The sequence below is a fragment of the Schleiferilactobacillus perolens DSM 12744 genome, assembly GCF_001435585.1.
Classification (GTDB): domain Bacteria; phylum Bacillota; class Bacilli; order Lactobacillales; family Lactobacillaceae; genus Schleiferilactobacillus; species Schleiferilactobacillus perolens.
In genome coordinates, this window is record NZ_AZEC01000006.1 from 88,718 (window position 1) to 112,895 (window position 24,178).

Sequence of the window (24,178 nt, forward strand, 5' to 3'; positions counted from 1 at the left end):
TGAACGCAGCACCCCCTGGAGGTCATATTGATGATTGAAGAAAAGCAGCACGTTTTTTATCTCACGACTGTCCATACCTCGTATTGGTTCCGCGTCACTGCCCATGGCCAATTGGAACATCTCTATTTTGGCCCGCGCCAGATTCCCCAGGACCCGGCGGCGGTGGCCTTTAAGCATACGGCGCAGTTGGGCAGTACTGTGGCGTATGACGAAAGCGATGTCTCGTACAGTCTGGACACATTGCCCCAGGAATATGCCGGGTTTGGCCGGGGGGACTTCCGGGATAGTCCGTTGATCGTGAAAATGGCCGACGGGACCTATGTGTCGGATTTTGTGTACGAAAAATACCGTATCGTCGCTGGAGTCGTGCCGTCACCGACGCTGCCATACGGTAAGGCCAGTGCCAGCGAAGCGGATACTTTGATCGTGACGCTGAAGGATCAAGTGCAAGACATCACCCTCACGCTGGAATACACCGTCTTCCCGGCGACGGATGTGATCAGTCGGCGCGCCACTTTGCACAATCATACTGAGCAAACCTTGGTGATCGATAAAATCATGAGTGCTCAGTGGGATATGCCCAATCTCGACTACCAAGTCCATTCGTTTTCTGGGGGCTGGGCCAGTGAAGCTCACCATCATGTGCAGCCCGTGGAGGACGGCACGATCGTGCTGAACAGTCTCACTGGTGCCAGTTCCAACCGGCAGAATCCGGGCTTCTTGGTGGGTGAAAAGGCCGCGACGGAAGATACAGGCTGGGCATATGGCGTCAATTTGTTTTATAGCGGGAATCACGAAAGCCGGATCCAGCGGAATAATCAGGATTTCTTAAGAATCATGACCGGCATTAATAGCCAGGGCTTCCATTGGCAATTGGCCCCCAATAGTGATTTTGAAACCCCCAGTGCAGTGCTGACGTTCTCGGATGCGGGCTTTAACGGCGTCTCCCACCATTTCCATCAATTCGTGAATAACCACGTGGTGCCGGCGCATTTCCAACAACGGGAACGGCCGGTGGTGTACAACAACTGGGAAGCCACTTTCTTTAACTTTAATGACAAAAAACTGTTTGAGTTGGCAAAACAAGCCAAAGACTTGGGGGTGGAACTATTCGTCATTGATGACGGCTGGTTTGGCACCCGGAATGATGATACCCAGGGGTTAGGGGATTATGATGTGAATCCGAAGAAGTTTCGCCATGGTCTGCGGGACTTTGTCACCCAAGTGAATGCGCTTGGCTTGCAGGTGGGGTTATGGTTTGAACCAGAAATGGTCAACGAAAAGAGCCGGTTGTACGCGGACCATCCGGACTGGGCCGTGCGCGTGCCTGGCCGTCAGCCTGTCCTGGGCCGCCATCAGTTGGTGTTGGATCTCACTCGGCCAGAAGTGCGGGATTACATCGTGGACAATGTCAGTCGAACCATTGATGAGACTGGGATCAGTTATGTGAAGTGGGACATGAACCGGCATCTGACTGATATGTATTCCGCTGCATTGACGGAACAGGCAGAGTTTAATCATCGCTATATTTTGGGGCTGTACGATGTACTGCGGCGGATATTTAACCCGCGGCCCAATATTTTACTAGAGACTTGTTCATCCGGCGGCAATCGGTTCGATCTCGGGATGATGACGTTTGGTCCTCAGATTTGGACATCAGACGACACTGATCCGATTGAACGGCTGGATATTCAACAGGGTCTTAGCTATCTTTATCCGCTATCGACCATTTCCGCCCATGTGTCCAGTGCGCCCCACCAGCAAACGCTGCGGGATACGCCGCTGTCGACCCGAGGAAATGTGGCCAGCTTCGGGGTGCTTGGATATGAAATGGATCTCAATTTATTGACGCCCATTGAACGGGCTGAGATTCGAGACCAGACGGAATTCTATAAAAAGCATCGGGCGTTGCTTCAATTTGGCCAATTCAGCCGCCATTTTGGTCGCCGCCCTGGCCAATTTCTCTGGCAAGTGCAACGCGGGGATCAAGCCATTGCTGGTTTCTTCCAGCAGCATGTGCCGGCCTCACCCACGTATGATCGGCTGCCGGTGACCGGGCTGGTCGCCAATACGCTGTACACAATGGACAGCAAACCTCAGCGGTTGATGATCGACCGGTTTGGTGAGCTCTTGAAACATGTCACCCCGGTCAAATTAGATCCCCATGGCAGAATCATGACCACTGCCAGTCGCCATCTCAGCTTGCCTGATGCCCAGGAACATTATGTGGGTACTGGGGCGTTATTGGCCACCGGCGTGTTACTGGTGAATCAATTCATGGGTTCAGGATACAATAAGCAGGTGCGCATGCTCGGAGACTATGGTTCCACGCTTTATTGTATCCAGCCGGCAGCGGAGGCCCATGATGACTAAACCGAGTGTATCTCCCCAAACCCGCCGTAATCGTTACGGTTTTGGTATCGGCACCATCGGCCGGGATGCTTTATATACGATGGTCAGTATGTATCTGCTGTTTTATCTAACCGATGTGATCAAAATTCCCACCTCACTGCTGGGCGGGGTGACCGTGATCATGATTATTACCCGAGTGTTTGACGCCGTGAATGACCCCTTTATGGGCATCGTCGTCGATAATACCCATAGCCGTTTTGGTAAGTTCAAACCCTGGATCGTTGCCGGTGGCTTGGTGACCTCTGTTTTCACCGTTTTGATGTTCACCGATTGGCATCTGACCGGAGGGGCATTCTTGGCGGTCTTCTTATTGACATATATCCTGTGGGAAATCAGTTTCACCGCCAATGACATCGGCTATTGGGGTATGCTGCCGGCACTTAGTCAGGATCAACAGGAGCGGGAGCGCATCGGCGGGTTCGCCCGAATCTGTGCCAATATCGGTCTGTTTGCCATGGTGGTGGGCATTGTGCCGATCACCAATTGGCTGACCCGGTTCACCAGTGGCAGCCTGTCTGGGGCATATCAATTACTAGCGATCTGCGTCGTGATCGTGATGTTGTTCTTCTTGACGATCAGTTTGAGCTTGACGCGTGAAGGCCGCTTCAGTACCCAAGAGCAGGGGCATACCACGCTCAAGGGAATGGTGCAGGTGATTTTCAAAAATGATCAGCTCCTTTGGATCACCATCTCGCTGACTCTGTTCATGGTGGGGTATGTCACCACGACCAGTTTTGGCATCTACTACTTCAAGTATGTTTATGGCAATGAAACCATGTATTCCGTTTTTGCCTTGGTCCTCGGAATTTCGCAAATCCTTTCGCTGAGCTTATTCCCGCTGGTCAGCCGCCACTTTTCCCGGCAAAAAATGTACCGGGTGACCACGGGCATGGTCGTTCTTGGCTACGTGATCTTCTTTTTTGCGCCCACGACGACGATGCTGTTCATCGGCTTAGCCGGGGTGCTGATTTTTGTCGGCCAGGCGGCGATTCAGCTGCTCATGCTGATGTTCATCACGGATACCGTGGAGTACGGCGAATGGCTATTTCACCAGCGCAATGAAAGTATCACGCTATCGCTGCAGGCCTTCATCAATAAGCTGGGCGGGGCCATCGCCAATGGGGTGGTCGGTTTCACCTTGATCTTGTCTGGTATGAAGGAAGCGGGCAGTGCCGCGCGGATGACTGCCCAAGGCATTTGGATTTTCAAAAGTTTCATGATGATTTTACCGCTGCTGTGCATCCTGGCCGGCTATCTCGTTTACCGCCGCCACTACAAGATTGACGCCCAGTTCTATCAAAAAATTGTGCAGGACCTGGCCAAGAGAAGGGAGCAAAAGCCATGACCACCTGGACCATGAAAAGCAAACTGAAAGATATTTATCGTCATCCGGTGGGCCACGATATTATCGCCAAGATTTTATTACAGGTGGGACGTTCGCCCAAGTGGCTGACGAATCCGGTGGTGGGTAATTTATCCCTCCAGTCTATTCAAACGCTCACACGGGGCAAGCTCAATCAAGCCTTTTTCCAAAAAGTGCTTAATCTGTTGAATGGTGAACAAGCTATTCCGCGCAAAGACGACGGTTCCATGTTGCCAGCGTGGTGGAAAGAGGCGGTGTTTTATCAGATTTATCCGCGCTCCTTCCAGGATAGTAACGGTGATGGCATTGGTGATTTGCCGGGTATTATTGACCGGTTGGATTACCTGCAGGAATTGGGGATCACCGCTGTCTGGCTGTCGCCAATTTATGACTCGCCCAATGACGATATGGGTTACGATATCCGTAATTACCAAAAAATCATGGCCGAGTTTGGCACCATGGCCGACTTCGACCGATTGCGGGATGGTCTGCATGCGCGGGGTATGAAACTGATCATGGACTTGGTAGTGAACCATACCTCGGATGAGCACCCGTGGTTTCAAAAAGCATTGGCTGATCCATCAGGGCCATTTGGCCAATATTATTTTCTGCGGCCCGGTCAACCCGACACGCCCCCAAACAACTGGACGTCATTCTTTTCCGGTAGTGCCTGGCGCTGGTTCCCTGAGCAGCAATTGTGGGGGCTGCATTTGTTCTCACCGAAGCAGATGGACTTGAATTGGTCTTATCCGCCGGTACGGGACGCGGTGTGTCATATGGTTAATTGGTGGCTGGACCGTGGCGTGGACGGGTTCCGACTAGACGTGATCAATTACATCGCGAAAAACCCCGGGTTGCCCGCTGGCGATCCATTGATCGGCCAGCTCATGGGCTTTACCGGGGTAGAAGAATACTTTTACGGCCGCCATCTCCATGAATATTTGCGGGAGCTGCAAGAACGCAGCTTTACGCCCCACCATGCTTTTTCGGTGGGAGAAACGCCGGGGATCGGAATGCAAATGAGTAAGTTGTTGACGGGGGATTACCGCCATGAACTGGATATGGTCTTTGATTTCGATGTCTTAGAGACTCCCGGTCACGTGCGCTGGGACGATTACCGATATGATTTGAATTATCTGCGAGATTACTTGGCAGACTATCAAGACCACTACGGCAGCCATTACTGGCAGGCCTTATTCATTGAAAATCACGACAATCCGCGGATGATTTCCAAGGCCAATCCAGATCCTCAATACCGCATAGCCATCGCTAAATTGTTGGCAGTAATTGAGTTAACGCTGCGGGGCACCCCTTTCATTTTCCAAGGCCAGGAGCTAGGCCGAGTGAATGCCCAATTCCACAATATCCGTGATTTTCAAGATGTGGAAAGTATCAATAAGTATCATGAACTACTGGCCGCTGGACAAACAGAACAGGCCGCCTTGGCCGTTTTACTGGCGGGTTCGCGGGATCATGCCCGCACACCCATGCCTTGGGATACGACCCCCCATGGCGGGTTCACCACTGGGACGCCGTGGTTGGCGGGGGACGACGATTATCGGCAGTACAACGCCTACAGTGAAATGGCCAACCCCCGGTCGGTATGGTCCACTTATCGGCACCTGATCAAGTTGCGCCAGGCTAATCCAGTGCTGGTATATGGCGCGACGGATACCGTGGATCGGCGGCGCAACGCCTGGTCCTATATCCGTCGGGATGATGACCATCAGCCGATCCAAGTGCTCATCAATTTGAGTGCCCGCCAAAAGCGCATGACGATTCCGGCTGGCGGCAGTTTGTTATATCGTAACTATCCTGCCCACGACGGTCGCTTCAAGGCTTACGAGGCGCGAGTCTATCGCTTGCCGGAGTAAAGACTGAGGGGTCAGAGATGCGCCGTGTCAACACCGCAGTGAACACAGTGATGGCGAGGGCACTGACGGCAAAGATCAGCCAGCTCGTTGCGGGACTGATAATGTTGGCAATGCCTAAGAACACTGCTTGACCCAAAGGTGCACCCAGGGTCACAATGGTGCTCATCGCTCCCATGGTGGCGCCCAAGTGATGTTCGTCAACGGTCATCAATAGAACGGTACTGAAGCGCGGATTGACTTTTCCTAGTAAATAAGCAATGACAAAGTTCAAGATAATCACCGGGACGATGCCCCAGGAGGCCATGAAACTCACGCCGAGCAAGGCCGCCAAAGCAGTGACGCCGCCAATCATGCTGATGATACTGACCCGTTTGAAGGGGTCGTTACTGAACAAGGCACCGGCGATTACCCCCAGAGAGAATGTGATACTGAGGATGGCTACGGTATTACCATAATTGCCGATCCAAGCAGAACTTTCTTGCAATAATGTGACGTTTTGTAAGCCGCTAATGCTCATGCCGATCATGTTGACGCAGAAAGCAAGAGCAACAGACCAACCAATGAAGTGGTTCTCTTGGGCGAGTTTGACCAGGGCTTGCAGGCTATTTTTGAATGATGGGGTGGCATTCGCGCCAGCATTGACTGCTGGCTCGGCGTGGCGCAATAATCGCCGCCGATGGCCGATCACTAAGGCCGCCGCCAGGAACGTGACGGCATTGATGAATCCAAACAGGGCGAAGTCATGGTGCAATAGCACGATGGTCCATGCCCCAATGCCTTCAAATACCATTCCCACAGTGGTCTGCGTGGCACTTTCAAAGGACATGGCGCTATTGAGTGCTTCGTCAGGAAGTAACCGGCGAAAGAGGGGCAATCCTAACCCGGCAGAATATTGCCCGAGAATATCTGAAACGACATTGATGGCTAATAGGACCAAGAAAATCATCAACGTACCAGGTAGCCGAATCAGCAAGGTTAACCCAATAAATAGTGCAAATTGACCGAAACGGGCGGCGATCATCGCGCCTGTTTTTTTAGTTGCACGATCCGCCCAATACCCAGTCACCATCATTAACAATGAGGGCAGTAATCCCGCAAGACTGGCCAAGGAAACGGCCAACTTATTAAAGGGCAGGGTACTGGCATAGATGACAAAAACAATATTAAACAGGGCGTTACCAATCCCGTCCAGCAAGCTGGCATTAATTAAGGCCCTAAACCCTCTGTTTTTTCGATATTCGTGCATCACGATCACCTTTTTCTTTAATTTGTACTGCCAGCATACAAGTGGGAGAATGAGCAGTGGGTGAAATACCACTATATGAGAAAAAAGGTGAACCGGATGAATATTGAAGGGCCGTTGTTCCGTCAACTGCGCAAAGACCGAGGCATGACGCTAACTGAATTGGCCGATCCGCAAAATAGTGTGTCGTTCATCGGTAAATTCGAACGGGGCGAAACCCGCATCAGTTTCAATCGGTTGGAACACTTACTCAGTCAGATTAATGTCCCCTTTGAGGAATTTTTGTTTCTGCGAGCCACCAAGCGCGGGGTGGTTCCCGCTATTCAGATGGACATGCTGCGCAGTTTCTATCTCACCGCCGATTCTCCGTTACCGCTGAATGACATATGGCAAATTATTGACCGCAGCAATCGCGGTGGCAATACGCCAGCTGATTTGGCGGCGCTGGCCAAAATTGCCGCCACTTTAGACGACACCACGCGCTGGGGCCAGCTGTTGAAGATTTTTATCGCCATCAATCGGGTATTCATTACGGATAGTCTCCACGAACGGCAGACCGATTGGGCAGCCATTCAAGCCATGACGCGGCCGGTGGTCAGTTATCTGTATACCATCGACAATTGGGGTAGTTTTGAATTGGTCACCTTCACGCTTTTTCAAAACTTCATGGCGCCGGCCACGGTCCATCAATTATTGGGTACGGCGTTGTCACTTTCTGCTAAAGAAGAAGCGCTGCCGCTCATTTACAAGTTGCGGCTGAATTTATTGGCGGGGGCTTTTCGCACATTTATTAATGGCGGCAATACCCAGTGGGCCAAAGAATGTCTGGATCAGCAGGCTGACTTGGTGCGCAATACTGGTGAATTGATGGAAGCTGTCATTTTGCGGTTCCAACGGGGCTGGTACACCATGTATGAGGAAAATTTTGATCAGGGTAAAGAAATGTGTGATCAGGCCATCAGCATTGCACACATTTTGGATCAACCAGTCATTGTCCAGCGCTTGACTAAGTACCGCAATGTGATTATCGCGGGATACCATGATCCAGACGCTGGTATCATCTATTGATGATTCAATCAAAACCGAACATTTCACGGGAATTCTTGCATACTTCAAACGATAATGTTCGGATTTTACCGAACTGATTCATTGACGGTACTGCGAATGTATTGCATAATGTATTTGTCTGGGCTAGGGACAAATCAACGGCGAATGGCTTCCATTGTCGATCATTGGCGTTCGTCAGTATAGGAAAATGAGGGACATTATATCATGAAGAAAACAAAGCTTTTAGCGCTTGTATCGACACTGGCGCTGGCTGCCATGCTGATTATGGCTGGTTGCAGCAATAGTAATAGTAGTTCCAGCAGTAGCAGTTCGAAGAGCACTAAGCCGGTGACCATTACTTATTGGCACCGGATGACCGGCAGTTGGGATAAGGCGCAACAAAAGCTCATTGATAAGTTCAACAAGTCGCAAAACAAGTACAAGGTGGTCGCGACTTCCCAGGGCTCCTATGATGCGTTGCAACAAAAGATCATGGCCGCGGCGAAGTCCAAGACTTTGCCCGTCATGGCGCAAGCGCCTTACACCAATATTGGGGATTACGTCAAGAGCAACCTCTTACAACCGTTGGACAGTGAAATTAACTCCGGCGCTAATAAGTGGACGGCAGATGAAAAGGCCGATGTGGATCCAGCATTCTGGGCTACAGGGACTTACAAGGGCAAGCAATATGCAACGCCTTATTCTCTGTCGACGCGGGTCCTTTTTTACAACAAAGACTTGCTGAAGAAGTACAACCTGAAGGTACCGAAGACTTGGGAAGAGTTGGCTTCTTACGGGGAAACCTTGAAGAAGGATAACCTCTACACATTGATTTTTGACAGCAGTTACGATATGGAGCTGGAAGGCATGGCTTATGCCGCCGGCAGCCAATACGTGACGCCGAAACTGAAGGTCAACATGGACAACCCGAAGACGATCAAGGCTGAAAACACCTTGATGGATCTCATTAACAAGGGATATGCCCGGACTGCCGGGGAGGATAAGTACTTCTCCTATCCATTCTCCGCGAGCAAGACGGTCTTTGGCATCGGTTCTTCCGCCACTATTCCAGCACTATTGCAACAGGCCCCCAAGACTTTGAATTGGGATACGGCCTTAGTACCGGAATATAACGGCAAGTCCACATCGGCTTTGGCCGGTAACGACAACGTCGTCTTCAAGGGTGCCACGAAGGCCCAACAAGATGGTGCCTGGGCGTTCATGAAGTTCTTGATGAAGACAGACAACACTGCGCAATGGGCCGTTGATTCTGGTTATACACCAGTCACCAAGAGTGGTGTCCAAAGCAAGATTTATCAAAACTATCTGAAGAAAGTACCGCAGTTCAAAGCCGCCGCTGAGGCCAACGATCATTCCTTTGCTTCGACGATTTTCGCCGGTTATGGTGAATTCCGCAACAACTTGTTGGAGTTCGTTGATCACACGGTGACGAAGAAGGCTGATCCAACGGCTGAGTTGAAGACTTTACAGCAAAAGACGGAACAAACGATCAAAGAAAACAACTAACTTTTACAGATACCTAGCCAAAAGGACTGGCCTGTTCATTTCCAAGAGGAGACGAACGGGGCCAGCCCTTTTCTTGTGAAATTGGGTGACTGCCGTGCCAATGCTGCGCAAGCAATTAGATGAATATATCTGGTTCAATCGGGGTCGGGTCTTTGCCTGTAATCTTAGCCTTTAAACTGCTGTAATAACGGGTTTCCCAGTCATAATGGAGAATGGAAAAAATTGAAATGGCGTCGTCCATTTGGCGCAGTGCCGTTTGGCGGTCGGCTCCTTGATCGAGGTTCAGCCAACCGGTGAGGAAATTGAGGCGGACTTCGGCGTTCATGGCTTCCTGGGGGCGCAGATTGGTCTTAATTTTGTTGAGGACGTCTAATGCATCACGGGCATATTCTAGTCTGTGGTGACTCATGAAGGTGACAAATTGGGCCTCTCCCACTGGAAATAACACATCGCGCCAAGAAGAGACGGTGGCGTGATTCGGGATGTGCTTGGCGGCGGCTTGGAGAATGAGATGGTTGGCGTCATCGTCCAGTTGGGTCAGGAAGTAGGCGTATACCCACATGTCCACGCTGGTCCACATGTCGAGATTGAGCAAGTATTCTTTGACCGGGGTAAAGTCGATGGTGGTCATATACTGCGGGTCCAGGTGCTGCTTTGCTCGCCTGAGATGCAACTGCGCCCCGCGCAGACTAATGAGATGCCACCGGGTAGGACTCGCCCGATATTCTTTTTCAGTGATCTGCAGCAAGTCTTCCGCTTCACGCAACACTTTGTGGGGTTCTTCCAGGTGACCACTGGCCTCTAAGCGAAAAAAGAAGCTTGGAAAATGACCAAAGAAAGCACCGTTATTGGCATAAGGTTCGTGACCATCTTCGTGTTGTTCAGTGTGGGCGATAAATTCATCTGGGGTGACATGCAGCCGGGTCAACAAATGAATAAACTTATTCAGCGTCATATCGGTTTGGCCCCGTTCAAACCGCGACAATAATGCTTCAGACAGCTGATCATCGGCCAGATCGGTCAACCGGACGTGTTTGGCCTGCCGAATTCTGCGGATCAATGCGCCATAATTCATATGCTCACCTTTCTCTCTTTGCCCGAGTATAACAATGCCACTTGCAGATATGCAAGTGATGGTTAGCATCGAGTTCAGTTTTTCTACTTCGCTGGCTCCGTGTTAGTATAGGTGAATAAGTACAGACAAAAAGGAGATTTCTCGTGGAAATTCAAGTGCAAAAAATCGTGGACATGGTGCCAGCAGAACAAGTCCATACGGTGACTATTACGAAGACCCCTGCGCAAATAAAAAAAGAGGGCCTCACTAGCGTTCTGAGTAGTTTACTGGATAATTTTGAAGCCAGCGTGTCTGCGGAGCAAATGACTCAGGCCAATCTGACCATCGCCACCGAAGTGCCGGTGACTTTCCGGTTGGAAACCAACGTCATTAATTTACCCCTGGCCGACAGCAATAAGCTTTACCAGTTCTTTGACTTGAACGCCACGGCGCCGGTCAATGTTTATTTCATTACGGAGTCTGACGACATCAATGTCTCCCATCTGCGCATTGACGAGATGGCAACTGTAGACGAGTTCGTCAAGCATGGCGATCCGATTCGCAACCAAATCCTGACAGCGGCACAGGAAAAGTGGGATTATCTGCAAACCGTTGAGCATCCGACACCGGCGGAAATTGAAGCGGCAGAGAAGGCTAAAGCGGCGGCAGAAAAGAAGACGCCGACGAAACGAACGACTACTCGGAAACCCGCGGCTAAGAAGACGACCACTCGCCGTACCGCGGCGGCTAAGAAGGCACCAGCGAAGAAGCGGACAACCACCCGCAAGACGACGACCGCTAAGAAGACCACCACCCGTAAGACGGCGACGAGCCGGACCAGTCGGGCAAAGAAAACCACGGAGGAATAGCTATGGTCGTACAGCAAGTACTTGAACTTATCGCCGTGGGGCTGCTGGCGGGTATTTTTGGTGCGATCCTCGGTATCGGCGGTGGCATGATCATCACGCCAGTACTGACCATTATGATGGGTATCGATATTAAGTATGCCATCGGTGCCAGCATCATTGCGGTGATTGCCACCAGCTCTGGGGCGACCGTCGCTTATATTAAAGATGATCTATTGAATTTACGCGTGGCGATGTTTCTGGAAATTGCCACCACGGTGGGGGCAATCACTGGGGCGCTGCTCACCGGCGTCATTCCCCACGCCATGCTGTATATTTTCTTTGGTCTGTTGCTGATGTATTCCAGTACCAACATGATTCGCAAATTGCGGGGCACCCAAGACGAAGCCTATCGTCCCGTGACTCCCGATAAATGGTCAGAAAAATTGAATCTGAATGGCAGTTATTACGATGTGTTTGAACACAAGGAAGTCGATTATCAAGTCAAAAATGTCCCTGGTGGATTTGCCATGATGTTTGGCGCCGGGATTGCTTCCGGTTTGCTCGGGATCGGCAGCGGCGCGTTCAAGGTTATTGCCATGGATACGATTATGAAGATGCCCTTGAAGCCGTCCAGTGCGACTTCCAATCTGATGATGGGAGTCACGGCAGCCGCCAGTGCGACAGTGTATTTCTTTAATGGCTCCATTCAGCCGCAAATTGCGGCGCCGTTGGCCATTGGTATTTTAGTGGGAGCCACGATTGGGACCCATATTATGACCCGCTTGCGGCCTCGGGTGATTCGGATGATCTTCATTCCGATCCTGATTTATATGGGCTTGCAGATGGCATTGAAAGGATTCGGGGTGAACATCTGATGGTCGATCGTAAAAAAGAAATGGCCAGCGTGGAACAACTCATTGGCGTAATTTTGCGCATTGGGGTCATCATTTCGGCAATTGTAATTGCCGTCGGCTTACTGGCGTTGTTCTTAGAAGGCGGCAGCGGTTACCCCAATGACCAGGTACCCCTGGGATTTCGGGCGATTTTTCAAGGTGTCATCCAACTCAAACCTTTTGCCATCATCATGCTGGGATTATTCTGTTTGATTCTCACACCGGTGTTGCGGGTGGCCGTCTCGATTTATGCCTTCATTGTGGAAAGAGATTCCTTGTATGTCGCAATCACGTCGATCGTGTTGGTGATTCTGGTGATTGCGATGGTGATTGGCTATGCCGGAAAATAACACAGTGCATATTCGCCAACTGACAGCTCAAGACACAGCAGCGTTACAATTGCCAAATGAGCCGTTTCTATTGCACGGCCGAATGATCGTGACCCGGGATGATTCTGCATGGCACTATCGGATTGAGGAAACTGCCACGACAACCCTGCAGACTTTTCCAGAGGAACACTACCAATACGCCGAGGTGGCTGAAAAGGGGTTCGCTCTGGGGGCTTTTACTGGCGATGTGCCGGTGGGGCTGGCGATTTATCAGGCGGCATTCTTCAAGTATTTGTATTTGGATGACTTAAAGGTGAGCCAGGCCTTTCGGCACCAAGGGATTGCGCGCCAATTATTGGCCGCTGCGATTCCCATCGCGAAACACCATGGTTATGCGGGTGTGTCTACCATTGGTCAGGATAACAACATTGATGCCTGCCAATTTTATTTAGCCAATGGTTTCCGGATTGGTGGGCTCAATACTCGGGACTACAACCATACCGTACAAGAGGGCAAGTCAGACATCTATTTTTATTGGGACTTTTAAATGACAATGCGCATTCTGACGAAATGTTGGAATGCTTTTTTTGTGCATTTTTGAAACCCTTTTTAATTAACCATGGTATAATGGCATCGATGGAACAAATGTGGGAAATAATGGAAAGAAGCGAAGCATCATGGATAAACAAGCAAGACAATATCGACGCTGGACGATGTGGACAGTGTTGTTGGCGGCATTAATCAGTATGGGGTGGCGAGCCTGGGCCGTGTTGCAGTTACATCGGGGAAAAATAAGTCAATTGATCCTGCAATTGGTTATTTTTGCAGTATTCACGGTGTTCTTGTATCTGTTCTTATATCATAGTGGGCATGGCCGCTGGCATTCAGTGCTGGCCTATGCCATGAGCATCGTTTTTCTTAATTTAACCAGTATTCTATTAGCGGATCTCTTAACCATGCTGCATAATAGCACGCATTTACCAGCCTTGATCATGGCACCTTTGGGTATTCTTCTGATGGTAGGAATTGCTATTCTCTTTGCGAAGGTCGTTTTGCCGGAAATTAAATCGACATTGGATCGCACGTTGATGCTTCTATTTGTTGTGTTTTCGGCCTTTGGTCTGTATCCCACAATGTTTTGGTCACCCATGGGATTGGCGAAACACGGTATCCTCGGAGATGTCATCGACACTAATTTGATGGGTATTTTGATGTTTGTTTTGGCCTCCTTCGTTTTTGCCCCGTTATGGCACATCAAACTACCGCGGTGGCGTTTTAATAAGAATCTGCGTTGGTCCATTCTTTTGATTGCGGTCGTGGTGGGCACCGCGTATGTCATTTTCAATGGATTTAGCACGGCCGATCAATGGCAGACCCTGCTCACACACTGGGCGGTGCCACATTATCCCAAGTTGAATTTATTTTACCAAGCGCTAGAGGCAGGGATTGGGGAAGAGTGGCTGCATCGAGGCTTGATCGTCTCGCTGCTGCTTACTCTGCCGCAACACTGGGCGCATCGGTCACCGTTTACACTGGCTCTGATCAGTGGCGCTATCTTTGGCTTGTGGCACATCACCAACCTGGTGGTGCAAAATGTGCCAGCTACAGTGAACCAAATGATATCCGCATTTGGCGGCGGGCTGTTCATGGCCGCGCTGTACTTCTACAGTGGCAGCATTAGCCTGGCCATCCTGATGCATACGATGACTGATCTGATGGGTTTCTTCGCCACGGGGACGGTAATTTCGACGACACCGAATCTTTATCAGTGGGAAATTACGATCATTACCACATTAATCTTCGTGGCTGCCGCAGCCCTGCTCACAATGGGGAAACAGCGGGCAGTGGCGCAGCAAACACTCGATTCGTTGACTTAGACTAATTGGACGGCGCATCATGTCGATATCATGATACGTCGTCTTTTTTATACAGAAAATGGAACCTTTTACCTTCTCAGTGGCACTAATTGGTGTGACGAATAAGGAGGGACAACATGAATGAAGGATCGCTAATTACCCAGGCCCAAGCGGGAGACGGGGAGGCATTGGGTCAATTGTTACAGGCCCGTCAAGATAAGCTCTATCGAACGGCTTTTCTTTACGTCCATAACCAGACGGATGCGCTGGATGTCATTCAGGAAACAGCGCTGCAGGCGATGCTGAGCATTAAAAAGCTGCGCCAGCCAGAGTTCTTTGATACCTGGCTCATTCGTATTCTGATTAACTCGGCATACCGATTGCTGCGGCATCAGAAAAACACTGAGTTGGCCGACATGCATCAGGGAACCACGGCTGCTCGACCAGAACTGCATTGGGACTTGTTGCAGGATCTGAATAAACTACCGCCTAAGTTGCGCGATGTCTTGATTCTCTATTATTTCAACGACTTATCGCTGCAAGAAGTGGCCCAAGTGCTGCACATTCCCACAGGGACCGTCAAGAGTCGGATCGCTAGAGGATTGCAGCGGATGCGTGAGGAAGGAGACGTCATTCATGAATACCGATTTTCACAAAACCATTGAGACTATTCCGGTACCAGAGAATTTAGTGAGTGCAGCCATTGCCCGGGGGATCAGTGATGCGGCTCCCCGGCAACGGCGGACCAATCGGCGCCACTGGGCGATCATGGGAGCCGCGGCTACTGTGCTGCTAGCTGGTACCGCAGTGATTGCCCCAGTATCGATTCAAGCGGGGGGAATCATCCCGGCATTTACGCAACTATTAGATAAAGAAATGGCCAAGACCCACTATTTTGATGACACCATGGATGCCATCCTCGGAGACTTGGCCGATACGGACAATTATCATAAGCTGAGCGTGCCCGCGCAAGAAGTGGGGGGCATTAAGGTCCAACCCATTGGTACGATCACCACGGCGGGCGTGGCGGCAGTCATTGTCGATTACACCGGCCCCGGCATCCAACCCGACCACTTACGCCAACAAATGGTGAAAGTTCAGCAAACCAATGGCCAGGCGATCATGGACACAAACTTTAATTTTGGCAAGATTGTGTTGGGCCATTATCGGCAAGTCATCGCCTTTTATACCATCGGCCCAGATCCTGCGGCCGTGACAGGCATCAAACTGCAGCTAACCGATATCAACGGTGTGCACCAAACCGTTGATTTTGGCAACATTCCGTTGCAACAGCCGCCAATGAAAGACGTCCCAATTCAACAAACAATCTCGGCAGCCGTCCCGTTCGGCGGGAAAGTCACCGGCCATCTCGTGAATGCCAAAACCACGGGCACCTCGATGGTGATCAATTACACCACCGCATTCACGATCACGGATGAGATGACCAAAAAACAAATCAGCAACTACCAACAAGCCGCTTGGATATCAGAAGCCAAACTCGTCGACGCAGCGGGCAAGGAAGTCGGTATGCTCCAACTGGCCAGCGGCGGCCAATTCTTAAACACCAAGACCACCGGCAAACAAGTCACCACTCAGTTCAGTTCCACATTCGCCAAAATATACACCACCGGCGCGGCGACCAAACACAAACTCACCACCGCCCCCGCCGGCACCCAAGTCAAATTCGTCCTAGAAATTCCCAGCAAATCCGGCCACGAACGCCAAACAGTCGGTTCATTCACTGTGCCGTTGAAGTCATTACTCGAAAAATAAGTTGATTCGAGAAAAAATCTGGACACAAAAAGGGTTGAAGCAATAGTCAGATCCCCGATGCAACCAGTGCCAAGTGCGGAGCAATCGGAGGCTGAATGAGGCTCAGCTGTGGAAACAACACAGCGCGGTGGTTTTCCGCGCTGATGTTGTTAGACGTGTTTGAGACCGCGCACTTTGCGGGCTCAAACCGCCGTCACAGCGTTCCAGCCTCAGTCAGCCGGAGATTGCGCAGCACTTGGCACGACATCAGAGGAGACTACTGCCGCAACCCTTTTTAGTGTGCACTCAATTACTTCTTGTCGTCCTTCTTCGGCCGACCAATATCATAATCCGAATCATTCATCGCTTCCACATGACCCAGCAAGTACCCATTACCCACCTGCGAGAAGAAGTCATGATTTGACGTCCCCGTCGAAATCCCATTCATGACGATCGGGTTCACATCATCCGCAGTCTCCGGATACAACGGTTCCTGCCCCAGATTCATCAAAGCTTTGTTGGCGTTGTAGTGTAAGAATACCTTTACTTCATCGACCCAGCCAATTTCACCGTACAACGTCTCTGTATAATTCTCTTCGTTGGATGCCAGTTCATACAATAAATCGTACATCCAATCCCGCAGACGCTGCTGCTCATCATCAGATAACTCGTTGAAGCCAAGCTGGAACTTATAACCAATATATGTCCCATGCACAGATTCATCCCGAATAATCAACTTGATGATTTCCGCCACATTAGCCAACTTGTTGTTGCCCAAGTAATACAGCGGCGTGTAGAAACCTGAATAGAACAAGAAGGTTTCCAAGAAGACACTGGCCACCTTTTTCTCCAATGGTGTCCCGTTTTGGTAAATCTCATTGACGATTTTGGCCTTTTTCTGCAGATAGGGGTTCTTGCTGGTCCAGTCAAAGATTTCGTCAATTTCTTCTGACGTATTCAGTGTGCTGAAGATGGAAGAATAACTCTTGGCGTGGACCGATTCCATGAACTGAATCTGGTTAAAAACCGCCAGCTCCTGGGGTGTCCGGACATCTTTGCGGACTTGGTTCATACCATCCTGGGACTGCAGGGTATCCAGCAGGGTGAGACCGCCAAAGACGTGACCCACCAGTGTGTGCTCCAGGGGAGACAGGGTCCGCCAGTCATCCAAGTCGTTGGATAGCGGAATCCGAGTATCAAGCCAAAACTGCTCGGTCAGCTTTTCCCATGTGGCCTTATCGATTTGGTCTTCGATGTTGTTCCAGTTAATTGCTTTGTAATACGTACTGCTCGGTGTGTCAGTGTTCGCCATGTTTAACTCCTTTACCGATTCTTGCGGAATGCATAACTAGATAATACAACTTTCACAGTCGTTGCTGCCAACTTCCTGGGCATCATCCGTAAATGTCCGGACATAGTACAGGGACTTGATTCCCTGGTAAAAAGCATAGTTACGCAAAATGCTCAAATCCCGGGTGGTTTGTTCCGGCTCGTGCTTCCAGTCGTACAAACCATCGGGAATCGTGGAGCGCAGGAACAAGGTGAGGCTCATACCCTGGTCGACATGCGCCTGGGCCGCCGCATAGGTGTCGATCACTTTACGCATATCTGTGTCATACGCAGACTTGTAATAAGGCAGTGTGTCGTTGCTCAGGTGGGGCGCTGGGAAGTACAACTTGCCGTTCTTCTTCTCAGTCCGCTCTTCGACTAAGCGGGTAATCGGATGGAGTGAGGCACTGGTGTCGTTGATGTATGAAATGGACCCAGTTGGTGCCACGGCCAACCGATTTTGATGATACAGACCGTACTTTTTAATCGCATCGCGTAGAGCGGCCCAATCAGCGGTGGCGGGAACGAAGATGTCTGCAAACAGCTTCTGAACCCGAGCAGTCTTGGGCGCAAAACTGTTGTCCAAGTATTTATCGAAATATGAACCATCAGCGTACTTGGATTTTTCAAAATTATAGAACGATTCATGGCGTTCCCGGGCAATGTTGTTGGATTCCACCAATGTCCAGTAGTTCAGCAACATGAAGTAGGTACTCACAAAATCCAGCGCTTCTTTAGAACCGTATTCCATATGGTTGACCGCTAGGAAGGTATGCAACCCCATGGCGCCCAAACCGATGGAGTGGCTCAACTTGTTGCCGTGGGCGACGGTGGGTACGGCGACGATATTGGAATGGTCGGTGATATAAGTTAACGCTCGGGTCATGATTCGCACAGAGTGGCCGAAGTCCGGTGAATGCATCAGATTCAAGATATTCGTAGAACCCAAGTTGCAGCTGACATCGGTACCCATTTCCTCATAATGTTGGGCATCATCGATCTTGGACGGAATCTGAACCTGCTGGATTTCAGAACACAGATTGGACATGACGATCTTGCCATCGATGGGATTGCTGCGGTTGGCGGTATCCACATTCAAGATATAAGGATAGCCGGATTCCTGTTGTAACTTAGAAATTTCGTTCTCTAAATCCCGAGCCTTGATCTTGTACTTCTTGATCCGCGGATTGGCCACCAAATTGTCATATTCCTTGGTGATGTCTACATAAGCAAAGGGTTCGTGGTATTCGCGTTCCACAGAGTAGGGGGAGAAGAGATACATGTCGGCATCTTCCCGGACTAATTCATAGAACTTATCCGGAACCACCAGACCTAAGCTGAGAGTCTTCACCCGAATCTTTTCATCGGCATTTTCCTTCTTTGCGGACAGGAAGCGGATGACATCAGGATGGAAGACATTCAAATAAACGGCACCAGCTCCTTGCCGCTGGCCTAACTGGTTGCTGTATGAAAAGCTGTCTTCTAGCAATTTCATGACGGGCAACACACCGCTGGAAGCTCCTTCGATGCCCTTGATGGGCGCACCGGCTTCACGCAGATTGGACAGGGCAATCCCCACGCCGCCGCCGATTCGAGACAGTTGCAAGGCCGAATTGATTCCCCGGCCAATGCTGTTCATGTCATCGGTTAACTGGATCAAGAAACACGATACAAACTCGCCCCGGCGCGCGCGACCAGCATTCAGGAAGGACGGGGTGGCCGGTTGATACCGCTGATGGATAATTTCATCCGCAATATCCGTCGCCAAGGATTGATCGCCATCTGCGAAATACAAGGCGTTAAAAAGAACCCGCTCCTCGATGTTTTCCAGATATTCAGTACCGTCGTTGGTCTTCATGGCATATTGGTTGTAAAACTTGTAGGCGGCCATGAAAGACTGGAAGTGGAAATCCACATCCAGCAGGCGCTGGTACAGGTCAGCAATAAACTGCCGCGGGTACTTATCGATGAACCCTTCTTCCAAATAATCATTGGCGATTAAATAATCGATCTTCGCCAAGATGGAATCGAAGTGTTTCATATTGGGCTGCACATTTTCCTGTAAAAATGCGGCCAAAGCTTCTTTATCCTTGTTCAACGGAATCTTGCCGTTAACGGGGCGGTTCACCTCGTTATTGAGTTTGAAATATGACACTTTATCAATGTCCAGCGTCTTCAGTGACATGCTGCACCACTGTCCTTTCTACAATCCTAGCGAATGCGTGAAATGGGTCAAAAAAACACCAAGGGGCAATTCACGACCACGCCTTGGTGTTTTCAAACGGTCATTTTGCAACCATCTTGATGCGGCTAGCCGACCAATGCTTTGAGTGAATCAGGCCGAAAACCGACAATGGGTTCGGCGTCTTTAGGCATCACGACAGGCAGCGAACGGAAACCCAAAGCCTTCAAATGATCCACGTATTGCGGCTCTTCATTGATATTGTGCTCTTCAAACGGCACGTTGTGTTCCTTTAAATAACGCTCGGTCATGCGACATTGCATGCAACCGGTACGGGTATATACAACCACTTGACTCATCGGAATCCCTCCAGTAGTTCACTTAATTCATGTGTTAAGTATAAAGCGTTAGCGCACAGAACACAATATGTTGTGCTTACTTATTTACAGTAGCACCACATTCAGTGGTATCAAATGATATCGGCCATTTGTGAGGCACCCCTTGAAAATCCACACCAGGCCGCGTTCCACGCGCCTAGACCCATAGAAATGTGCAGGAATTGTGCAATCGATAACAAAAGGACTTTCTGAATTTTTGCAGGTTCAAAAAATTCAGAAAGCCCTATATCTGGTGGTGCAAAATAATTAGGAAAGGGCCGCAGCCGGTACCACTGGTGCGTACTTTTGTAGCGCCTTGCTTAACCGGGCGATTCCCTTTTGAATCGTGGGGATGTCTTCACCGGTGAAGTTCAACCGAGCTGCATTGCAGACGGTCTTAGATGGATACAAGTTCTGTGACGGAATATAGGCAACGCCTTCGTTAGGGGTGATGTCGGCTTTCATGATCTGGCCCATATCGACCCCAGCCGGCGCTTGCAGCCAAACGAAGAAACCGCCTTGGGGGTTATTCACCGTGAAGCCATTGGGCAAGTTCTCTTGCAGCGCAGCCACCATAGCGTCCTTTTTGCTAGCGTAAATTTTCCGCAATGTCGCCAAGTGGGCATCCAAATCATTATTGCTTAAGTAATTGGCTACGGCCACCATCGTGATGAAGGGACTTTCTAGATCCGCACCGTTCTTCAGAGTGGCAATGGCATCAATCCACTTTTGACCGCCGGTTGCCCAACCCAGACGCAGGCCGGGAGCCAGGATCTTCGAGAAACTGCCTAGGGAAATGACCCGGTCTTCGGTGTCCAGAGAACGCAGTGTCGGCAATTGTTTGCCAGAAAAACGCAGCCAGCGGTACGGGGAATCTTCCAGGACCACCACATCGTATTGGTTAGCTAACCGGATCAATTCTTGACGCTTAGCCAGGGACATCACTGCGCCGGTGGGATTCTGAAAATCAGGGATCGTGTAGATCATCTTCACGGAATGGGCCATTAACACTTTTTGCAGGGCGTGCATGTTCATGCCATCGGCGTCCATGGGGATTTCATAATAAGTCGGATCGTAAGCATCGAACGCGCCCAGCGCACCAAAGTAAGTCGGTGCTTCCACGACCAAGCCGTCGCCGGGGTTGATGAGCATGCGGGCAACCAGATCAATGGCCTGTTGCGCACCTTGGGTCAAAATAATATCATCCGCGCTGGTATTTGTGCCATCGGCCGTGAGGCGCTTGGCCAAGATCTGACGCAACTTAGCATAACCGCGGTTATCGTGATATTGCAAAACATTTAAACTATTTTCGGTGAAGGCTTGACGGAAGCTTTCACCCATTTCGTCATTTGGGAAGAGTTGGGCATCAGGGAAGCCGCCGGCAAAGGAGATCAACTCGGTGTTGTTACTGGCGGCAAATGCATCGGCAATGCCCGCCTGAGCTGCTTCAATGGTCCGTTTAGCAAAAATTTCCTTTTTCATAATGATGACCCCCTGATTAGTATTGCGTGCGCGGCACGCTCGATCCGGCGCGGTAAATTGTTTCTGCCTTGCTTTCATTGATTATCATACGGCCTGTGGTATGATTAGTAAAACTCAACTTATTCAATTTAAGATGAATTCAATTCACTATTGGAGGAATCACCATGGCTGATTTTGCCTATGAAGTATTTACCGAAGTGGTCCAGCAAAAGACTTTCGTGGCCGCCGCTGCCCGGCTTAATGTCACCCCCAGCGCGGTGAGCCACTCCATCGCTCAGCTAGAAACGACCCTCGGCTTTCCCTTATTTATCCGGCACCGCACCGGCGTTGAGTTGACTCCGGACGGCTCAGCAATCTTGCCGGTGATCCAAGAGATCCTCAATAAAGAGGCCCAGCTGCAACAAGTTGCCGACAGCATCCAGGGCTTGAATTCTGGCCTGGTGCGGTTGGGGGCCTTCAGTAGTGTCTGCATCAACTGGTTGCCGACCATTATTCAAACATTCAAAAAAAGGTACCCCCAAGTGGACGTGGAAGTCGTCCAGGGTACCTTCCCAGAAATTGCCCGCCAGGTCCGGGTGGGTTCGATTGATATTGGGTTTTCCACATTACCGGTGGAGGAAAACGTTCAGGTCGAACCGGTGGCAGCGGACACGATCCGTTGTGTGACACCTGCCGATTTCACCCCCCACAACAAAGAATTCGTCACTGGAGCGGATATCGCCGACCAGCACTTTATTTTGCAACAAGCCGATTACGATGGGGACACCAAGAAAGCGCTGGATCGGTACAATGTTGCTCCCAATTCGCTGGCCTATTCCATCGATGACCAATCGATCCTCTCAATGGTAGAAAGCGGCCTGGGGTTTGGCATCCTGCCCGATTTAGCATTGCAGAAACTGGTCGGTAATGTGCACATCTATCCATTTTCGGAGGCCTTTCGCCGGACTATCTGTGTGTTGACCCGGAAGGAGGCACCGGCGCCGTCGACCCAACATTTCTTAAATGATATTCATCGTTATTTGCAGAAAACATATGGAGATGATTATTTGGGGCAAAGCGCGCCGAGCCATTAAGAAAGATCTTTTACAGTCGCCGCCTGTTTGCCCATCAAGAAGTAAAACGGTACGGCCACAATTAATGCGCCTAATCCGAGGATCAGTTGCTGCGCCGATACTTGCAATAGCAACCAGCCGCTGACGGCCACGGCCACGATGGGAATTACTGGACCCAGGGGCAAGTTAAAGCGACCAGGCACAGCTGATTTAGAATGACGGAAAATCAAGACGGCCAGACAAGTGGGGATATACTGAGCAAACCGAGAAACCGCACTAATTTGGGCCAGATAGGCGAATTGTCCTGACCAGGCGATGAGGATACTGATACTGATGGAAATCAAGATTGCAATATAGGGGGCGTTCTTTTTGTTCCGCTTGGCGATCATGGCGGGCATCATATGGTTTTCCGCCAAGGCGACGCCAGACCGTGGCGTGACATAGCTAGAGGCAACCAAGAAACCGGCAGTGGAGAGCAGCGTCCCCGCCGCCACCAATGCATTACCGAAACCGCCGGCAAAATGGGCGAAGGCGGCTTGAATCGGCGCCGTCGTGTGGCTTAAGGCACTGGCTCCGAGGACGCCAGTACAAACTGTTTGGATCAATAGGTAGAAGGCCAACACGACTCCCACCATAATGAGCAACGCGCGGGGGAGATTTTTCTTTGGATTGCGCATATCGCCAGCGGCGACCACGACCCGTTCAAACCCGGCAAAGGCATAAAACATGGTCACCGCTGCGGCCCCAAAATGACCGGCGACATAATGACCATGGGGAAACATCGGGGTGAAATTACCCCCGTGGATAAACCAAATGCCGAGGGCCACGAAGAGTACCAGCGGGATCAACTTAGAGAGAGCCACGATATTGTTAACAATCTTAGATACCTTCACCCCGGCGATGTTCATCAATGCCATGAGACCTAATAATACCGTCACAGTGATATTTTTGCCCAACACGGTGGCCAAGGCGGGGAAAGTGGCCCCTAGCGCAGTCGCAAAGGCCACGGCCATGGTCGCTTCCGCGATAATTTGAATCGCCCAGGTCACAAACCCCACTTCGAAACCGACAAAGTCACCAAATGCATCCTTGGCGTACAGGTAGGGACCGCCGTCTTGGTCGTAATAGGTGGCCGCTTTGGCGAAGCACATGGCAATGGTGATAACCAGGAAGGCGTCAAAGATTAAAGAAAAAATACCAGCGGTGCCCATCAAAGTGGCCACTTGATTAGGTAATAAGAAGATACCGGACCCGATAATGCCGTTAATACCAAGTAATACAATACTGAAGAGCCCTAACTGGGCTCCTTTGTCCTGCTGTGCTTCCATGACTGCGCCTCCACTATATCAATTGTTCTCTATACGGGTACCATGCTACGGTATGGTGGGGATGGCGTCAATAAAAAGTTGGGAAAATATGGTGTAATTGTTTTCAATTCTCATTTAATGTTCGGAATTGTAGAATTTCTTGTATGATGGGCCGTGCCAAAGCTGCGTAAGCTACGGCTGAAATGGGCTGGCGACGCGCAGCTAGTGCGTAGCCGCAGGCGAAGCTAGCT

At 50.4% G+C, this 24,178-nt stretch carries 20 protein-coding genes; 13 read left to right on the plus strand and 7 right to left on the minus strand.

The window, feature by feature from the left end; genetic code table 11:
* Nucleotides 1–30: 30 nt before the first annotated feature.
* The 3 genes from FD09_RS08570 to FD09_RS08580 are packed head-to-tail and all read left to right on the plus strand — an operon-like array spanning nt 31 to nt 5,649.
* A complete protein-coding gene (locus FD09_RS08570) occupies nt 31–2,373 on the plus strand; it encodes an alpha-galactosidase (protein WP_057820384.1) in 2,343 nt (780 codons plus the stop codon).
* Entirely contained in the window at nt 2,366–3,757 is a 1,392-nt protein-coding gene (locus FD09_RS08575; protein ID WP_057820386.1) for a glycoside-pentoside-hexuronide (GPH):cation symporter, read from the plus strand. Before FD09_RS08570 ends, FD09_RS08575 begins: the two co-directional genes overlap by 8 nt.
* Nucleotides 3,754–5,649, plus strand: coding sequence for an alpha-glucosidase (locus FD09_RS08580; RefSeq protein WP_057820389.1), 1,896 nt, complete (start codon nt 3,754–3,756; stop codon nt 5,647–5,649). The genes FD09_RS08575 and FD09_RS08580 overlap by 4 nt, the downstream gene beginning before the upstream one ends.
* Here the strand turns inward: FD09_RS08580 and FD09_RS08585 are convergent.
* A complete protein-coding gene (locus tag FD09_RS08585) occupies nt 5,609–6,895 on the minus strand; it encodes an MFS transporter (RefSeq protein WP_057820391.1) in 1,287 nt (428 codons plus the stop codon). The genes FD09_RS08580 and FD09_RS08585 overlap by 41 nt on opposite strands.
* A 96-nt stretch (nt 6,896–6,991) precedes the next feature.
* Between FD09_RS08585 and FD09_RS08590 the strand changes: the two genes are divergently transcribed.
* Nucleotides 6,992–7,960, plus strand: coding sequence for a helix-turn-helix domain-containing protein (locus FD09_RS08590; protein WP_057820392.1), 969 nt, complete (start codon nt 6,992–6,994; stop codon nt 7,958–7,960).
* 204 nt (nt 7,961–8,164) lie between these two features.
* The gene (locus FD09_RS08595) at nt 8,165–9,466 is read left to right on the plus strand and encodes an ABC transporter substrate-binding protein (RefSeq protein WP_057820394.1); all 1,302 of its coding nucleotides are present in this window, start codon (nt 8,165–8,167) and stop codon (nt 9,464–9,466) included.
* Between the two features lie 115 nt (nt 9,467–9,581).
* On the opposite strand, the gene FD09_RS08600 is transcribed toward FD09_RS08595, so the two are convergent.
* The gene (locus FD09_RS08600; protein WP_057820395.1) at nt 9,582–10,541 is read right to left on the minus strand and encodes a helix-turn-helix domain-containing protein; all 960 of its coding nucleotides are present in this window, start codon (nt 10,539–10,541) and stop codon (nt 9,582–9,584) included.
* A gap of 143 nt (nt 10,542–10,684) precedes the next feature.
* Between FD09_RS08600 and FD09_RS08605 the strand changes: the two genes are divergently transcribed.
* The 7 genes from FD09_RS08605 (at nt 10,685) to FD09_RS08635 (ending at nt 16,219) form a co-directional block, all read left to right on the plus strand.
* Nucleotides 10,685–11,389: a hypothetical protein gene (locus FD09_RS08605; protein ID WP_057820399.1), complete on the plus strand. Its 705-nt coding sequence runs from the start codon at nt 10,685–10,687 to the stop codon at nt 11,387–11,389.
* Between the two features lie 2 nt (nt 11,390–11,391).
* Complete coding sequence (locus FD09_RS08610) at nt 11,392–12,243, plus strand: sulfite exporter TauE/SafE family protein (protein WP_057820401.1); 852 nt, start codon at nt 11,392–11,394, stop codon at nt 12,241–12,243.
* Nucleotides 12,243–12,611: a DUF1634 domain-containing protein gene (locus tag FD09_RS08615; RefSeq protein ID WP_057820403.1), complete on the plus strand. Its 369-nt coding sequence runs from the start codon at nt 12,243–12,245 to the stop codon at nt 12,609–12,611. Before FD09_RS08610 ends, FD09_RS08615 begins: the two co-directional genes overlap by 1 nt.
* Nucleotides 12,598–13,137, plus strand: coding sequence for a GNAT family N-acetyltransferase (locus tag FD09_RS08620; RefSeq protein ID WP_057820404.1), 540 nt, complete (start codon nt 12,598–12,600; stop codon nt 13,135–13,137). The genes FD09_RS08615 and FD09_RS08620 overlap by 14 nt, the downstream gene beginning before the upstream one ends.
* A 130-nt stretch (nt 13,138–13,267) precedes the next feature.
* Nucleotides 13,268–14,467 carry a CPBP family intramembrane glutamic endopeptidase gene (locus FD09_RS08625; protein ID WP_057820406.1) on the plus strand — a complete coding sequence of 400 codons (1,200 nt, stop codon included), beginning with the start codon at nt 13,268–13,270 and terminating at the stop codon, nt 14,465–14,467.
* A gap of 116 nt (nt 14,468–14,583) precedes the next feature.
* Complete coding sequence (locus tag FD09_RS08630; protein ID WP_057820408.1) at nt 14,584–15,111, plus strand: sigma-70 family RNA polymerase sigma factor; 528 nt, start codon at nt 14,584–14,586, stop codon at nt 15,109–15,111.
* On the plus strand, nt 15,083–16,219 hold the full coding sequence (locus FD09_RS08635; RefSeq protein ID WP_057820410.1) for a hypothetical protein: 1,137 nt from the start codon (nt 15,083–15,085) through the stop codon (nt 16,217–16,219). Before FD09_RS08630 ends, FD09_RS08635 begins: the two co-directional genes overlap by 29 nt.
* Before the next feature lie 289 nt (nt 16,220–16,508).
* Here FD09_RS08635 and nrdF read toward each other — a convergent pair whose 3' ends face one another.
* From nrdF to FD09_RS08655, 4 genes are all read right to left on the minus strand, one after another.
* Complete coding sequence (gene nrdF, locus FD09_RS08640) at nt 16,509–17,510, minus strand: class 1b ribonucleoside-diphosphate reductase subunit beta (RefSeq protein WP_057820412.1); 1,002 nt, start codon at nt 17,508–17,510, stop codon at nt 16,509–16,511.
* A gap of 36 nt (nt 17,511–17,546) precedes the next feature.
* Nucleotides 17,547–19,712, minus strand: coding sequence for a class 1b ribonucleoside-diphosphate reductase subunit alpha (gene nrdE, locus FD09_RS08645; RefSeq protein WP_057820414.1), 2,166 nt, complete (start codon nt 19,710–19,712; stop codon nt 17,547–17,549).
* 125 nt (nt 19,713–19,837) lie between these two features.
* Complete coding sequence (gene nrdH, locus FD09_RS08650; RefSeq protein WP_057820417.1) at nt 19,838–20,068, minus strand: glutaredoxin-like protein NrdH; 231 nt, start codon at nt 20,066–20,068, stop codon at nt 19,838–19,840.
* 285 nt (nt 20,069–20,353) lie between these two features.
* Complete coding sequence (locus tag FD09_RS08655) at nt 20,354–21,568, minus strand: aminotransferase-like domain-containing protein (RefSeq protein ID WP_057820422.1); 1,215 nt, start codon at nt 21,566–21,568, stop codon at nt 20,354–20,356.
* Nucleotides 21,569–21,732: 164 nt separating this feature from the next.
* Between FD09_RS08655 and FD09_RS08660 the strand changes: the two genes are divergently transcribed.
* Nucleotides 21,733–22,641 (plus strand): LysR family transcriptional regulator, encoded by a 909-nt coding sequence (locus FD09_RS08660; protein WP_057820424.1) that lies wholly within the window; start codon nt 21,733–21,735, stop codon nt 22,639–22,641.
* Here FD09_RS08660 and FD09_RS08665 read toward each other — a convergent pair.
* Nucleotides 22,638–23,948 carry an APC family permease gene (locus tag FD09_RS08665; protein ID WP_083487702.1) on the minus strand — a complete coding sequence of 437 codons (1,311 nt, stop codon included), beginning with the start codon at nt 23,946–23,948 and terminating at the stop codon, nt 22,638–22,640. The two genes, FD09_RS08660 and FD09_RS08665, sit on opposite strands and share 4 nt — an antisense overlap.
* Nucleotides 23,949–24,178: the final 230 nt, after the last annotated feature.